Here is a 15,466-nt window from a genome sequence, read left to right as displayed (position 1 = left end):
TGGTCGGTGGGCAGTGGGCAGTGGGCGGTGGGCAGTGGTCGGTGGGCAGTGGGCAGTGGGCGGTGGGCAGTGGTCGGTGGGCAGTGGGCAAATTGACTAACTGCTCTGACCACTGACCCCTGACCACCGACCACCGACCACTGATTACTCAATGGCCGAGCCGACCTTGAGGGCGTCGAACCAGTCGATGAAGCGCTTGACGTTCTGGCCGGTGTAGATCGCGCCGTGCTGCGGAGCGAGGAAGTCGATGTCCATCTTCGAGACGCGCTCGCACCAGTTGCGCTTGGCGGCCATCGACGGCATCCAGCGCTTGTGAAAATATTCGGCCGACTTGATGTGCTCGTCGAACGCGGCAGGCGTTTCGATGTTGCGGCGGTCGACGAAGGGCGCGTGGCCTGCGGGCAGCAGCGCCGCGCCGACGTCGCCGCTGAACAGCACCTTGGCGAAGGCGTCGTACACATGGAAATTCGCCGAGGCGTGCAGGTAGTGCGCGGGCACGAACTGCAGCCGGGCGGAGCCCAGCGTCATTTCGCCGCCTTCGTCGGGAATGTCGCGCAGGTCGGCTTCGAGCGCGCCGTAGTGGCGGATGAAGCCGTTCCACAGCTTGGGCACATACCAGGCGATCCTGGGGTTGCAGGCGTTCCACAGCGGCAGGCTGGAGGCGATGTCGGGGTCTTGATGGCTGACGAAGGCGGCCTTGAGCGAGCCGGGCGGCGCCACTTCGACCAGGGCGCTGAACACCTGCGGGAAGATCTCGAATCCGCCCGGATCGAGGATCAGCGTCTGATCGTCCACGCTCAGCGCGTAGACGTTGGAGTCGATGACGCGGCGCTCCTCCTGGTCGTAGATGATGTTCCAGCGGTGGTTGCCCTGGCTGAAGAATTCGAGGGATTTCATTCGATGATCCTTTCTATTTGTTGGCGATAGGTGCGCAGCAGCTCTTGCACGCCGCTCACCGACCGATCCATTTCCAGCGAAACCTGCGCCAGCGGCGCGTTGACCGCGCCCTTGAGCGCCGCCTCGATGCGGCCATTGACCACCACGTAGTCGAGCTCGGCGAGGACGGACTGAAAGCGGTCGAGCGCCGTGTTCAGTGCCTGCCCGGCGCGGCGGCTGCCCGCGGTGTGGCGGTCCTGCAGCTCGGCGTGTTCGCGCATGCGCTCGGCCAGAGCGGGGCAATGCGCTGCTGCGGTGTTTTGAATGTGATGCAGGCTCTGCATCTGCTGCGCCTCGCGCAGCGTTTCCATGAAATGCATCATCAGCGGGTTGATGAGCTTTTGCACCTGTTCGGCGGCAGACTGCATGGACTGCGCGCCTTCGCGGAAGGACTGGGCCACCACGCCATAGCCGGCGAGTTCCTTGCCGTGGCGCTTGACCAGCACCTGGGCGTTGAGCGCCTTGCGGTCGATTTCGCGCAGGCGTTTTTTCAGATCGCGCTGAAAGGCGTAGGTGGCGTCGGCTACGGCGATGAAGTCGCGGCGCAGGGATTCGAGGGTTTGGTCGTCCATGATGGGCTCGTTCAGCTCTTGCGTTGCACCCGGGACAGCGTGGCGCCGTCGAGAATCAGCACCACCTCGCCGTTGCCGGAGATGGTGGCGCCCTGGTAGAGGGCGTCGCGGGTGGTGATGTCCAGCGGCTTGACCACCGAGTCTTCGGTGCCCATCGCCTCGGAGACCACCAGCAGCCCCTGCTCGATGAGAATGCCTTCGCTCTGCTCCCGGATCAGGTCGATCGGGCTGTTCTGCAGCAGTTGGCCCAGGTCGATGTAGGGCACGACGCGCTCGCCATCCACCTGCACCATCAGGCGGCCCGAGATGGCGTGCACCTGCGCCGGGTCGATGGCCAGCAGGTTTTCGATGGCGGTCACCGGCAGGGCGTAGGTCTCGCGCCGCAGGCGGAAATACAGCACGGGCAGCACCGCCATGGTGAGTGGCAGCTCCAGCGTCAGGGTGCTGCCCTTGCCTGGGGCGGTGTCGATGTCGATGCGCCCGCGCAGCGAGGCGACGGTGGATCGCACCACGTCCATGCCCACGCCGCGGCCGGAGAGCTCGCTGACCTGCTCCTTGGTGGAAAAGCCGGGCAGGAAGATGAGTTCGAGCATTTCGCGCTCGGACAGCCGGGCGGCTTCCTGCGCGGTGATGAGCCCCTTGGCGATGCCGAGCTGCATGATTCTTTGCGCGTTCATGCCGCGCCCGTCGTCGCCCACCGCGATCTGCACCTTGTCGCCCAGATGACGCGCGGCCACGCGCAGCACGCCTTCCTCGGGCTTGCCTGCCTGGCGGCGTGCATCGGGCTCTTCGATGCCGTGGTCGAGCGCGTTGCGCACGAGGTGGATGAGCGGGCCGGAGAGCGCATCGATCACGGTCTTGTCGATCTCCACGTCTTCGCCTTCGATGTCCAGCCGCACCTTTTTGCCCAAGGCGCGCGAGGCGTCGCGCACCACGCGCGGCAGGCTCTGGAACAGGCGCTTGCACGGCTGCATGCGCAGGCGCATGACGGTGTTCTGCAGATCGTTGACCGCCAGATCGGTTTCGCGCGCCAGCCGGGCCAGGGCTTCGTCGTCCTGCCCCATGCGGGCCACGGCGGCGCTCAGGCGGTTGCGCAGCAGCACGAGCTCGCCGACCTGGTTCATCGCCTGGTCGAGCCGGGTGGAATCGACGCGGATGGTGGCTTCTTCAGTGACGCCGCCGTTGGTGCCGTTGGCGACGCGGGGCGTCGCGGCGGCGGGTTCGGCCTTGGGCACATCGACCGTCTGGCCCGCCTGCGGCGTGACGTGTTCGATTTCGCCCGACTCGACCTTGCCGGATGCGGGGGCGGCAGGATCTGGCACGGGAGCCAGTCCGGGCGCCTGGCCGGGGCCGTAAAGCGCATCGAGCACATGCTCGAATTCGTCCTGGGTGATTTCTTCGGATGAGGCGGGGTGGTCGGCGCGCGCGCCCTCACCCCAACCCTCTCCCGGGGGGAGAGGGGGCAGGGGGAGGTTGGGAGGGGGATGCCCGCCTTGAGCCGACTCCATATGGGGTGCGGTTGCAGGGGCTGTATCCGCAACGTCGCGGCGTTCGGCAAACAGCCCGGTGCCGCCGCCATCGCGTTGGGCCTGCGTGACCCAGATGCCTTCGGGCGCGGGCTCGGACTGAGGCGCTTTGATCGTCGCCTCAGGCGTTTCACCTGTGGCCGATACAGGGACTTCGCCTGCGGCCGATACCGGGACTTCGCCTGCGGCAGATACCGGGACTTCGCCTGCGGCGAAGGCCTGAATGTCCTGCCCGAGGTCGGCCGGGCCGGGGCCCGGATTTTCGCCATGCGCCATGTCGTCGAGCATGGCGGTGATGACGTCGGTGGCACGCAGGATGGCGTCGATCATCGGCGCGGTGGCGCGCAGCTTGCCGGCGCGCATCTTGTCGAACAGGTCTTCGAGGTGATGGCACCAATCGACCATGTTCTGCGCTTCGAGAAAACCGGCGCCGCCCTTGAGGGTGTGAAAGGCGCGGAAAATGGCGGCAAGCAGCCCGGCGTCGTCGGGCCGGGATTCCAGCTGCAGCAACTGGTCTTGGGCCTGGCTCAGCAGCTCGCGCGACTCGGCGAGAAATTCCTGCAGGATGTCGTTGTCCATGATGGCGAAGGGAAGGTTTCAGATGCCGAGGTCGCGCAGCAGGGCGTCCACGTCGTCCTGGGCCAGCGCGGGGCCGGCTTGGGCGGGCGCCGCGTGAGCTGGAGTGCTGCCGGGAGTCAAACCGGACGCTGACGAAGGCGCCGCGGGCGCATCGAGTTGCGGGGCGAGCTGTTCGACTGCGGCACGGATGCGCTGCTCCACCGCCTGCAGCAGATGCATGGTTTTTTTCAGCCTCTGACCGGCCAGGTCTTGCCCCTGTTGACTGAGCGATATGATCTGGAACTGCTGCTCGATGCGGTCGAGACGCTCGTCGATGAAGCCGCGCTGCGTGGCGCGGATGGCCTGGAGTTCGGCCAGACCGGTCTCGACCGCTTCGAGCGTGGACATGGCCTGTTTTTCGCTCAAGGCGAGCGCCTCTTCCAGCGGTTGGCTGACCTCTGGCAGGTCGCTGGAGGCGGCCATGATGCGGCGCACGCCTTCATGCAGCAGGGCATCGGCTTCGGTGAGTTTGTGCAGCGCGCTGGAGGCGGCCTCGGCCACGGTGACGGTGTTGGGTGGGGTCATTTGGCGCTTCCTGCTGCGGCATTGAGGCGGGCCATGATGGCGTCGAGCTTTTCCTTGAGCGTCTGCGCGGTGAAGGGCTTGACGATGTAGCCGTTGACCCCGGCCTGCGCCGCGGCGATGATGTTTTCCTTCTTGGCCTCGGCGGTGACCATCAGCACCGGCAGGCTGCGGATGGCCGGGTTGTCGCTGGCGCGGATGAGCTTGAGCAGGTCGATGCCCTGCATCACCGGCATGTTCCAGTCGGTGATGACGAAATCGATGCCGCCTGACTGCAGCCGACGCCAGGCTTCTTCGCCGTTTTCCGCCTCGTCGATCGTGCCGCTCACATAGCCGGTCTGCAGCAGCAGCCCGCGCACGATGCGCCGCATGGTGGGAAAGTCGTCAACAACCAGGAATTTCAAGGTGGGCCTCGCGTGGGTTCGTCTTGCGCTTGAAGTAACGGCACGCTGGGCGCGAACTTGAGGCGGGCGTTTGGTTTGCCCGCACCCGATGCGGTCGCCGGTGCGGGCAAGGGCGTTTCAAGGACGTTTCAGCGGCGTTTCGACGAGGTTTGCCAAAAAAGTCACACTTCCCCTAAAGTTGCGGAAAAGTGTGACGTTGAGCCCTCCAACAGGAGAGAATGCCACCATGATTCCCATCCAGAATTCCACCCTTTCAAGCGCTTCGGCCTCTGCCAGCGGTTCGGCCGCAGCGGCGCGCCGCGCAGTCTCGGCTGCAGGCTCGGCACCCGCTGGCGCTGGGCAGGTGAATGCGTCAGTCGCGGCGACGACCGAGCAGGTCTCCATCTCAGGAGCCGGGCAGATGCTCAACCTTGCCAGCACGCAGGGCGCCACGCCCCCGGCCAGCGACGCCCGCATCGCCGAACTGCAAAACGCCATTCGCAGCGGGCAATATGGGGTCGACGCGCAGCGCATCGCCAAGGGCCTGCTGCAGGACAGTCAGGCGCTGATCGGCGCGAGCAAGCCGGCTTCGAACTGAAACCTTGCAACCCACCCCATCCGAGCCCATCATGCCGCAGTCGGTTGAAGCCCTGGTTGAAGCCCTGTTTCGCCTGCAACTCGACAAGCTGCAGGCTTTCCATCGTCTGCTGCTGCAGGAGCATGCCTGCCTGCTGCGAGCCGCTGCCGACGAGCTGCCAGCCCTTACCGAGCAGAAGAACACCCTGCTGGCCGAGATCGACGCGATCGAGCGCGAACGCATGGCGCAGTTCGACACACAGCCCGAAGCGCCTGCCAGCCCTCTGTGGGGCAGTGTCCAGACGCTGGCGCGGCAAGTCGCCGAGGCCAATCGGCGCAATGGCGCGATGATTTCCGCCCTGGTGCGCAGCACCGAAGGGGCGCTGCAGATCCTGCGCGGCAACCCGGATGGCGTCGATCTCTATGGCGCGCACGGCCAGGGGCAGCCCGGCAGCGGCCCGGTGCGTTCCTTGCGCCTGCAGGTCAGCGCCTGAGCACGCTCGACGACGGTTGCGCCGGGTTCAAGCCAGATTCATGCTCATTCTCACGCGCCGCCCCGGTGAAGCCATCCGCATCGGCGACAACATCCGCCTGGTCGTGCTGCAGTCCGCGCCCGGCAAGGTTCGCCTCGGTATCGAAGGCCCGCTCGACTTGCGCGTGCTGCGCGAGGAACTCTATGCCCAGATCAGCCAGGGCAACCAGGCTGCGGTGGCGCCGCAGGGTCTTTCATTGGCGCAATGGGTGGGCTTGAATGAGGGAGAGCCGCGGTGAATTCAGCCCTGTATGAATCAGTCTCGCCCGATGGTCCCGCGCCCGCGGCTTCGGCAGCGGCGGCCAATCAAGCATTCGACGTGGCCACACGCTTCGGTCTGTTGCCGGTTGCGCCGCATCAGATCTGGGTAGCCGCCTCGCCTCTGCCCGGATTCGAGACCCTGCAACGCTTTGTGCTCATCGGTCTGCAAGCGCAGCGGCCTTTCCTCTGGCTGCAATCGGTGGAGGACGCCGGGGTGAGCTTTCTGCTCGCGCCCGCAGCGCATTTTGGCCTGCGCTATGCCCCTATCGACAGGCAATCCATGCCGATGGTGATGGTGCTCCTGCCCGCGCAGAGCGGGCAGCCGCTGCGTGCGCATGGGCAGGCGCCGCTGGTGTTCGATGCGACCTCGGCGCGCTTCGAGCAGCGCATCGTGGAGGCCTCGGAGGTGGAGGGAGATGGCGTTTTCGTGCGTCAGGCCGAAGCGCCGCCCACGCCGGGGTTGATGTCGCGCGTGCTGGCGCTGCAGTAGAAGGTTTGTTGGGCGGGGACTCGCTGTCGCTGGACGAACCGCTCAAAAAAACGGCTCGCGATCTTTCTTGGTATTGCAGTGTCCGCTTGTGGTGCAACACACCACGGCGCGGCCTGCGCCTCGCATTGCATCAACGGCAGGACGCCGAGCGACACCTTTATCGACGGTGCTGCGATGGCCGACTGCACACCTCAGCGCCTTGCATCCCTGAGCAGCTCGCGGTCGCGCCGCTGGACGTATTGCTGCAGGCGTTGCTCGAAGCCTGGGGCCATGTTCAGGAACTGAATGCCGAGCTGGCGCATGGGCTGCCGCGTCTTGGTGTCGCGCAGCGGCCCGACATAGCGCACCTCGGCTTCGACGGCGAGTTCCACATCCTCCAGGCTGAAACGCACCAGCGGGATGTATTCCCCCACGGTCAAGGCATAGTCGAGCGTTGACGGCACGAGCAGACGCATGCCGTTGACGCTGATGTCATGGCATTGACCATGGAGCGGCTTGGCTCCCCGGCGCTGCACCTCCACCGCACTCAAGTCGCCCGGCGCCACGGTGACGCGGAAAAAATTGCGCCGCTGCAGGTAGTAGATGACCTCGGGGTAGGCGACGCGCAGCGCGCCATAGCCCTCGTGATCGATGCGCTCGATGAGCCTGGACTGAAAGCCGACGAATACGCCCTCGAAGCGGCCGATGATGAAAAACGGCGCGCCGTTTTCGAGGCGGCGGTTGCCGATATCCGGATTGACCTCGTCGATGACCAGCCAATGTTTGGTGCGGTTGACGACGAGCAGGGTGGAGCTGAATTCCTCGGCGCGGTCGTGCGGCAGCACGGCCAGCAGCTCGTGTCGCTCGGCGATCTTGTTCAGTACGTGATCCGTTTTCTGTGCGGAACTGACCTGATATTCCTCGCGGAACAGTTTGGAGGTGACTTCCTTCATTGCTCGGCGCCAGCTTCAGATGCCCAGGTCTTCCACCCAGGCCAGCGCGGCCAGATGCACCGAGCCGACGCGCCAGCCGGGGATGCCCAGGGCCGAGGCGAGAAAGTCGAGGTTGTCGAAGTCGCGTTGTTCGACGGCCCGCACGAGCTGCAGATAGCTGCCGAACAGTCCGCTGTCGTGCCTGAGCGCCATCACGACTTGCTCGGACAGGGTGATTTCGGCAAGCGCCTTTTCCATCGGCACGCCAAGCATCGCATCGAGCATGGAAAAAATGCCCACGACGAAGGCGTTGTCGGCATCTTCGTCGGAGAGCGAGCCCTTGGCCAGCAGTTCCATCATGCGGCCGCGGGTGATGGCGGTGCGCGCGATGGCCGGTGAAGCCGCGCTGCCCGGCACGGTGGCCAGCAGCAGGGCCAGCCAGCGAAACAGCTTTTTATACCCAAGAATGGCGGCGGCGTGGCGGAAGGAGGTGACTTCCGACATCAGGCCGAAGCCCGAGGAGTTGATGTAGCGCAGCAGCTTGAACGACAGCGCCGGGTCGCGCTTGAGCACCAGCTCGATTTCGCCCAGATCGGCCTGGCGCATGACCAGATTCATCAACTGCAGCACATTGGCATACGCCGGGTTGATGACCTTGGCGCTGATGGTCTGCGGCCGGGCGAAGTAATAGCCCTGAAAAAAGTGGTATCCCGCGTCGAAATAGGTCTTGAACTGCCCGGGCGTTTCCACCCGTTCGGCCACGAGGCGCAGATTGCGCCAGCTTTCGGCCCTGCGTTGCAAGGCCACGGCCACGTTGGCGGAAAGGCTCTGCACATCGGCCTTGATGAAGCCGAGGAAAGGCAGCCAGGCGGCATAAGGCGAGGCCGCGGCGAAGGGGCCGGCTGCAAGCTGGAATCCACGTTCCTTCAGGTGTTTGAGTGCCGCAGCGACGGCGGCTATACCGGCGGGGTCGTCGCCGTAGATGCGCGGCACTTCGAGCACGATGCGGTCGGGGAAGACGATGTCGAGGTGCTCGGCCTGGAGGTCTTCGACCACGCAGTTGATGAAGGCGAGCTTTTCGCCGAACAGCCTCTCGGCGCCGATGTTCGACAGGGCGTTGAACAGCAGCACGCTGTCGCTCTCGGCGGTGTGATGGGCGGGGGCCTGCTCGGCCGTGCCGCTTTCGCGCGCGAACAGCTCATAGCCGACGATCTGCTGCTTGCGGTCGACGATGGGCTGGCGGGCGATGTGCGCCTGCATGACGGCGCCTTGCGCTTCGGGCGAATCGGATTGCGGCGGGGTGAGTGCGCTGTTCATGAAGCGAAAAAATGTCTCGGTCTTGGCGTCGATGCTAGCAGCCTGCGGATGGCGGCTAGCCGCCGCGTTGCATGTCGATCCGCTGAAACCCTTCCCCCACGGCGTGGGGGGAGGTTGGGAGGGGGGTTGCCTTGGCCCGCGAGCCCTCACCCCAACCCTCTCGCTGAGGGAGAGGGGGCCGGTCTCAGCTTTTCCACGGCGTGGGGGAGGCTGGGAGGAGGGTTGCCTTGGCGTGCGGGCCCTCACCCCAACCCTCTCCCGGGGGGAGAGGGGGTCAGCGCAGCCAGGCCTTCAGCCAGGTGTCGAGATGGTCTTCCATCATCCAGTCGGCCAGCACCTTGGCGCGCAGCGCGTCGCCCTTGGCGCGCAGCGCGGCGCGGTCGGCCACGGCGTCGCGCAGTGCGCGGGCCCAGTCGCGGTAGCGGTTGGCCACGCGGGTGACGGGGAAGTCGCCCTGATACGGCGTGAGGTCGGAGCAGATGACGGGATAGCCGAGGATGCCGTATTCGAGCAGGCGCAGATGGCTCTTGGCCTCATTGAAGGCGTTGTCTTCCAGCGGGGCCACGGCCAGATCGAGGTCGAGTGAGGCGAGTTTGGCCGGGTATTGATCGAGCGGCACGCCGGGGTGGTACTCCTTGACCAGGGGCTTGAGCGGCTCCGGGCACATGCCGAAGAACACCCAATCGACTTCGGCGGCGGTGTCGCGCACCAGATCGGCAATGAGTTCGAGGTCGCCGGTATGGCCCACGCCGCCGGCCCAGCCCACGCGCGGCCTGCTGCGCTCGGCGCGGGCGGGGCGCAAATGTCCCCAGCGCGCGGCTTCGAGGTAGTTGGGCTGCACCACGACTTCGTCGGTGAAATGCGCATACGCCTTGGCCAGCGGCTCGGTGGCGACGACCAGTCGGTTGCACAGGCTCGCCGCCTTGCGAAAACGCTTGGCGATGTCTTTGTGGATGGTGCCCTTGTGCACGCTCTTGATCGGCAGATTGGTGATGAGATCGTCGATCTCGAACACGCGAAACGCCCTGGAGGTGCGGACATGACGCTCAAGCGCCTCGATCTGCGGCCACTCCATCTGGCGCTGCACCACCAGGGTGTCGGGCTGCATGCGCTGCATTTCGGCGGGCTCGAACAGGCGCATGGTTTCCCAGCCCTGGGTGCGGCCCGCGCGGTTGAGGGCGCGCATCGGCGCGATGATGCGGTACTCGCCGCAGCCGTCGCGGTCGGCCGGGTGCACCAGAATGCGCGGGCGCGGGCGCCACGCCGGGTCCCAGCTCAGACAGGGCTGATCGTCGAGCAGAAAGTCGGTGCTGGCCAGGCTCAAGTGACGGTTGTACGCCGGGTCGAACGCGAGCTGCGGCAGCCACTTGGCATACATGGCGTCTTTTTCCGCGGCAAAGCGCTTGAGCTTGGCCTCGTCGGGCCGGGCCTCGGTCTTGCCCTTCTGGCTGGCAGAGCCTTCGTGCATCAGCAGCGCGTAGGGCGTGAACACGACGCGCAGCCCCGCTTCGCGCACCTTCAAACACAGGTCGATGTCGTTGTAAGACACCTTGAAAGCCTGTTCATCGAGCCCGCCCGCCTGCTCGTAAACGCTTTTGCGGATGAGCAGGCAGGCGCCGGTGACGGCCGAGAGGTCGTGCGTGAGCTGGGCGCGGCCGAAGTAGCCGCGATCTTCGGGCGGACGGCCGATGAAGGGATGCTCGGCCGGGCCGCGCAGGCCCAGGATGACCCCGGCATGCTGAATCTTGCCGTCAGGGTAGAGCAGCTTGGCGCCGACGATGCCCACATCCGGCCGAACGGCGTGGCCCATCATTTCGTCCAGCCAATCGTCGTGCAGCGCGGCGGTGTCGTTGTTGAGCAGCAGCAGATACTCGCCGCGCGCCGCGCGCGCCGCGGCGTTGTTCATCGCCGAGAAGTTGAACGCGCCCGGCTGGCGAACCACGCGCAGACGGCCGCCCAGCTCAGCCTCCTTGGCCTCGATGGCAGCCAGATAGTTGCGCGCCTCGATTGTTGCGCTGTCGTTGTCGATGATGAGGATTTCGTAAGCCGGGTACCTGGTTTTTTCGATCACCGATTCCACGCAGCGCTGCAACAGCGGCAACTGGTCGCGCGTGGGAATGAGGATGGACACCAGCGGGCGGGTTTCGGGCAGCGGCCAGCGCACCCGGAAAGACGGCGGAAACGGCCCGGGCTGCACCTGCGCGGCGATGCCCAGGCGCGCGAAATGACGCTCCAAGGCAGATTGCCCAGCCTGCAATATCTCGGGCACCGATTTCTGCGTATGCCCCGAGCCCTGCAGCCGGTGATAAAGCACCTCGGGCACATGGCCGATGGCCGCTTCTCCGGCGCCGGTCTGCTGCAGATGCTCCCAGGCGCGCAGCAGCAGGTCGTAGTCTTCCGCGCCTTCGGCCTGCGGGTCGAAACCGCCCAGCGCCTCGAACAGGTCGCGGCGGATCAGCAGCAGCCCGCCGATATAGGGCAGGCTGCGCAGATAGTCGAGGTTGAAGTCGGGCTTGCAGTGCGGGTGGGTGTGCTGACCGGAGGCGTCGAGCTGGTCTTCGTCGGTATAGACGAGCTGCCACTGCGGATGCTCGCGCATGGCGCAGGCGAGGCGAAACAGCGCGTCGGGGGCGAGCTGGTCGCCGGCGTCGATCAGGCCGAGCCAGTCGGCGTTGCCGCCCAGCAGTTGGCGGTTGATGGCGGCGAGCAGGTCTGCGCCCTTGCCCTCCACGGCCAGCAGATCGCCCGTCAGTCCCGTCCGCCATTGCCCGGCCAGGCTTTGCTGCGTCGCCTGCGTGCGCTCGGGCGCCGCTGCCGCCAGCGCCAGGGCGATGCGCGGGGGCGTCCAGCCTTGTGTTGCCCACGCCTGCCGCGCCTCCTGCGCCCAGTCGCTTTCATGCGGCAGCCAGCGGACTTCGGGGAGCCAGGGGGGGAGTATGCGGGGAACCGGGCCGATTGCCTCGCCTTCACTCAGGCCGACTTCGAATCCGGCATCCTCCACGCTGAGCGTGAACAGGCGTTCGACCACATGCGCCAGAGTCCCTTCGACTTGTCCGGCTTCGTCGTCGAAGTCTTCCGTCTTGAGATCGAGCGCAAGCAGGGGATCGAGCGCATGGGGACGGCACCAGAACATCGTTCCGGCGATATAACCGTGCCGGTTGGTATCCAAAGAAAGTCCCAGGCGCTGTGCAAATTCGGCCAGCCGGGGGACGTTGGGGTCGGAGTAGTGCGTCCTCAACCAGAAGCGGCGCGGGCCGAGAAGACCGAGCTTGGGGTTTTGGGCGAATGCCGCCAGCGTGCGCGCGGGATCGGCCAGCAATTCCGCGACGATTTCCCTGCGCCACCGATCCCCATCCTTGTGCCGCAGGAAAGGAATGGGAATCTGCCCGGGGAGTTCCCGCAGATGCGGCGATTTCTTGCCGTGCAGAAAGAGCAATTGATCGTATCGATGCGCGCGCGCCATGCGCAGCAGCGCCAGGCGAGGCGCAATGTCGCGTCCGCGGTTGGGGTGGCTGATCACCACCGCATCCGGCCGGTCGCGCACGATCTCAGCCAGCACGTCTTCGCGCCCCTCGGTCAGCGAAACGTAGAGATCGCAAGGCGCCGGAATCTGCGCAATGGCATCGCGCATTTCGGGCCAGAGGTCGGGGTAATACAGGTGCAGGAGGACGGCGGAGCCTGACCCTTGAGGGCTCCCAGGATGCAACGTGCCGGACAGTAACGTTCGGTTCGGAAGGGAGGGTATGTTCGCAAGTGTAGGTGTTGGCGCCCGATGTTGAAGCGCAATGCCCAAACGTGCACCTTGCTCGCGCAGATATTGCCAATTGGCCGTACCAAGCGCGTGGGTCTGTTGTTGCCGCTGGGTTTGAGCGGGGTGGATGCGAAGCCTTGCAAGAGGATCTGCAATGTAGGCGAGATCGCCTCGGGAGAGAAGATGCATGGCGAGGCAGACATCACCAACGCCGAAGCAGAGATGCCCGAACAGGCTCATCACATTGGGTTCGTCAATCGCCAGAGCATCGCTGCGCCGGAACATCATGCAGGTTGGCTCTCCCAGCAGGTTGAGGCCGCGGGCGAGGAGATGGCCGAGCACTTCGGTGCCGCGCAGACGGCCTGTCACCCGTGACAGGGGCGGCAGGAGGGTCTCATCAAGGGGCTGACCTGTTGCATTAATCGGAAGACGCCGAACTGCGGCGAGCCGCACGCCAGGGTGGGCACGCCAGACCGCGAGCAACTGTTCCACCGCCTCCGGAGCGAGCAGATCATCGTCGTACAGCGGTTTGATGAACGCCCCTCGGGCAAGACGTATGCCCTGGGTAAGGTTTTCAGGCTCACCCAGCGGCTGGGCATTGCGTCGATAGGCCACTCGCGGATCGCGTTGTGCATAGACTTCGGAAATTCGAGCGACCGCGTCGGAAGGGCTGTCATCGAGGACGAGAATCTCGATATGAGAGTGGGTCTGCGCCAATGCGCTGTCCAGGCAGGCGGCGAGGAAGTCAGCGCGGTACGCCGGGATCACTATGGACACGAGCGGCTGGTCATCCTCGGCATCCGCGGCACGGACGTATTCCATGATCAGCGTCGATTCAAGGCGGGTTTCCAACCCGGCCAGATGGGGGTCTGTGCTCGTGTTCAGCGTGACGCGCTGGGGACGCTCAAGGCCTGCCCAGTTCGCCAGGCGGGACAGCTCCTCTTCGTCGACAACCCATGCATGTCCCCACTCGCGCAGCGATAAATTGAGGTATTCAGCGCGGTTACTGACCCATTGGTATCCGTATTTTTCAAGCCAAGGTTGACGCCAGTTTTTGCTGGCGTAATGTGATACGAGTTCTTCCAGGTCTGGGGTCGCAATGCGAACCCGTCCTCCCGGTTTAAGGACACGGCGGCACTCCCGTAGAAAACCCAGAATGTCTTTCTGGCTCAGATGCTCGATGAAATGCTCGCTGTAGATGCCATCGACCGTGGCATCGGCATAGGGAAGTCCCTGCGTCACATCGCATTGGACGTCGCCGCCAGGTTCCAGATCGATATTGACAAAACCAGGTAATTTGACCTTGCCGCAGCCAACGTTGAGGTAGAGGGATGAAGTCATGGGTTTGAAGGCGTTTGATTGGCGATGAATCGCGCCTCCAGATCGAGAAGTGCACGACTGCGCTCCTTGATGCGTTTGGCGGGACAACCGGCATAGATGCCAAATTCGCTGCAGTCTTGGGTGACCAATGACAAGGCGCCTACCGCGACGCCATCGGCAATCGTGACCCCTGGAAGAATGACGCTGCCGCTACCTACGATGACGTGGCGGCCCAGTCTGACATCTGCGTGTTTGACGTCGGTATATTTAGCTGGCACCGTAGGGTTCGTCAGGCTGGCTCCGGAGTAGTCGTCGTTGCTGCTGTATACGGATACACGCGAAGATAGGTTGGCAAAATCTGACAGGGCGATTTCGCCTTGCCCGATCAGAGAACTGAATACCGCGATATGCACATGGTGCCCGATTCGGATGCCGCCAGTGCCGGCTGAAAGGACGCAGAAATCATCGATGCGGACATGGTCGCCAATGATGATCCGTTCAGCGCCATAGAAGCGTGCCAGCTCCGATATCCGCACCTCCTTGCCAACCTTGGCAAAGCCGATGGTTTCCAGCTCGGAACGAGTCAACATGGTCGTTACCTTTACGTTGTCATTCCGCGATGATCGCGACGATATCCTCGACGGTCTGGTGATCGAGCGCGGGAAAGATGGGAAGACACAGCACCTGCTCGGCCATCTGCGTGGCTACGGGCAGATTGTCACGGCGCGCCGAGGGAAGGCCACGATACATCGGAAAATCCGAAATCAGTGGATAGAAGTAACGGCGCGCGTGATAGCCACGTGCTTTGAGCTTGTCGTATAGAGCGTCGCGTGTGAGAGGGTACTCGGGCCCCACGAGCACGGGGAAATAGCCATGATTGCGGACCGTTTCTCCGTTGTCGGGCACACAACGTATGCCCGGCACTGGAGACAGCAGGCTTCGGTATTTCGCGTCTATCTCAGCTCGCCGCGAAATGGCCTCATCGATGTAATTGAGTTGTAGCAAACCCAGCGCCGCATTGAATTCGCTCATCTTGCCATTGATGCCTGGAGCGACGACAGTCGTTTCATCGACGAAGCCGAAATTCTTGAGGTGATCGATGCGTTGCTTGGTCTTCGCATCGGGGCAGACGATGGCACCGCCTTCGAACGTCGAAAAGGTCTTGGTTGCGTGGAAACTCAGTACGGAAAGATCGCCATGCCGCAGGATGCTGCCACCTGCATCCTCAACCCCAAAGGCATGCGCCGCGTCATAGATTACTTTGAGGTTGTAAATATCCGCAATGCGCTGAATAGCCTCGACATCGCAGGGATGGCCGTAGCAGTGAACCGGCAGGATGGCGGTTGTCTGCGGTGTGATCGCTGCTTCGATCTTTGAGGGGTCTAGGTTCAGCGTTTTGGGATCGATATCGACAAAGATCGGTCGGATGCCATTCCATAGCAGCGAATGCGACGTCGCGACGAAAGAGTAGGGCGTGGTGATCACTTCTCCGGTGATCCGCAGCGATTGCAGCGCCGTCACGAGCGCCAGCGTGCCATTGGTGAAGAGGGCTACATGTTCGACGCCGAGGTGCTCACACAGCGCACGCTCGAACTGGACATGAAAGGGACCGCCATTGGTCAGGATCTTGTTGTCCCAGATCTGCTGGAGGTAGGGCAGAAACTCCTCAAGAGGCGGCAGAAAGGGCTGGGTGACAAAAACCTTGGATTGCGGTTTCACAGAAATGTTGGCCATCAGTGGCGAGGCGATCA

14 protein-coding genes are annotated in these 15,466 nt (G+C 64.3%); 4 read left to right on the top strand and 10 right to left on the bottom strand.

What is annotated here, in order from left to right:
- Positions 1–144 precede the first annotated feature (144 nt).
- From RBR52_RS13075 to RBR52_RS13055, 5 genes are read right to left on the bottom strand one after another with little or no spacing between them, the layout of a single operon-like run.
- Positions 145–897: an MBL fold metallo-hydrolase gene (locus RBR52_RS13075; RefSeq protein ID WP_320377720.1), complete on the bottom strand. Its 753-nt coding sequence runs from the start codon at positions 895–897 to the stop codon at positions 145–147.
- Positions 894–1,508, bottom strand: a complete 615-nt coding sequence (locus RBR52_RS13070; protein ID WP_320377719.1) for a chemotaxis protein — start codon at positions 1,506–1,508, stop codon at positions 894–896. The genes RBR52_RS13075 and RBR52_RS13070 overlap by 4 nt, the downstream gene beginning before the upstream one ends.
- 11 nt (positions 1,509–1,519) lie before the next feature.
- Positions 1,520–3,613, bottom strand: coding sequence for a chemotaxis protein CheA (locus RBR52_RS13065; RefSeq protein ID WP_320377718.1), 2,094 nt, complete (start codon positions 3,611–3,613; stop codon positions 1,520–1,522).
- Between the two features lie 18 nt (positions 3,614–3,631).
- Entirely contained in the window at positions 3,632–4,177 is a 546-nt protein-coding gene (locus RBR52_RS13060) for a protein phosphatase CheZ (RefSeq protein ID WP_320377717.1), read from the bottom strand.
- Positions 4,174–4,545, bottom strand: coding sequence for a response regulator (locus RBR52_RS13055; RefSeq protein WP_320377721.1), 372 nt, complete (start codon positions 4,543–4,545; stop codon positions 4,174–4,176). The genes RBR52_RS13060 and RBR52_RS13055 overlap by 4 nt, the downstream gene beginning before the upstream one ends.
- Before the next feature lie 259 nt (positions 4,546–4,804).
- On the opposite strand from RBR52_RS13055, the gene flgM reads away from it, so the two are divergent.
- Genes flgM through fliW form a run of 4 tightly spaced genes read left to right on the top strand, consistent with a single transcriptional unit; the run spans position 4,805 to position 6,416 of the window.
- Positions 4,805–5,155 (top strand): flagellar biosynthesis anti-sigma factor FlgM, encoded by a 351-nt coding sequence (gene flgM, locus RBR52_RS13050; RefSeq protein WP_320377716.1) that lies wholly within the window; start codon positions 4,805–4,807, stop codon positions 5,153–5,155.
- Positions 5,156–5,186: 31 nt separating this feature from the next.
- Complete coding sequence (locus tag RBR52_RS13045; RefSeq protein ID WP_320377715.1) at positions 5,187–5,627, top strand: flagellar protein FlgN; 441 nt, start codon at positions 5,187–5,189, stop codon at positions 5,625–5,627.
- Positions 5,628–5,667: 40 nt separating this feature from the next.
- On the top strand, positions 5,668–5,904 hold the full coding sequence (locus tag RBR52_RS13040) for a carbon storage regulator (protein WP_320377714.1): 237 nt from the start codon (positions 5,668–5,670) through the stop codon (positions 5,902–5,904).
- Positions 5,901–6,416 carry a flagellar assembly protein FliW gene (fliW, locus tag RBR52_RS13035; protein WP_320377713.1) on the top strand — a complete coding sequence of 172 codons (516 nt, stop codon included), beginning with the start codon at positions 5,901–5,903 and terminating at the stop codon, positions 6,414–6,416. Before RBR52_RS13040 ends, fliW begins: the two co-directional genes overlap by 4 nt.
- Positions 6,417–6,607: 191 nt before the next feature.
- On the opposite strand, the gene RBR52_RS13030 is transcribed toward fliW, so the two are convergent.
- The 5 genes from RBR52_RS13030 to RBR52_RS13000 all read right to left on the bottom strand — a co-directional run bounded on the left by RBR52_RS13030 (position 6,608) and on the right by RBR52_RS13000 (position 15,449).
- Positions 6,608–7,348 carry a flagellar brake protein gene (locus RBR52_RS13030; protein WP_320377712.1) on the bottom strand — a complete coding sequence of 247 codons (741 nt, stop codon included), beginning with the start codon at positions 7,346–7,348 and terminating at the stop codon, positions 6,608–6,610.
- A gap of 15 nt (positions 7,349–7,363) precedes the next feature.
- Entirely contained in the window at positions 7,364–8,644 is a 1,281-nt protein-coding gene (locus tag RBR52_RS13025) for an EAL and HDOD domain-containing protein (RefSeq protein WP_320377711.1), read from the bottom strand.
- A gap of 274 nt (positions 8,645–8,918) precedes the next feature.
- Positions 8,919–13,736, bottom strand: a complete 4,818-nt coding sequence (locus RBR52_RS13020; protein WP_413818330.1) for a glycosyltransferase — start codon at positions 13,734–13,736, stop codon at positions 8,919–8,921.
- Positions 13,733–14,305 (bottom strand): acyltransferase, encoded by a 573-nt coding sequence (locus RBR52_RS13005; protein ID WP_320377707.1) that lies wholly within the window; start codon positions 14,303–14,305, stop codon positions 13,733–13,735. Before RBR52_RS13005 ends, RBR52_RS13020 begins: the two co-directional genes overlap by 4 nt.
- 19 nt (positions 14,306–14,324) lie before the next feature.
- Positions 14,325–15,449, bottom strand: a complete 1,125-nt coding sequence (locus RBR52_RS13000; protein WP_320377706.1) for a DegT/DnrJ/EryC1/StrS family aminotransferase — start codon at positions 15,447–15,449, stop codon at positions 14,325–14,327.
- Between the last annotated feature and the right edge of the window lie 17 nt (positions 15,450–15,466).

Source organism: Thiomonas sp., assembly GCF_034007205.1.
In the GTDB taxonomy this organism is placed as follows: domain Bacteria; phylum Pseudomonadota; class Gammaproteobacteria; order Burkholderiales; family Burkholderiaceae_C; genus Thiomonas.
This window is presented reverse-complemented; position numbering and strand designations above follow the sequence as displayed.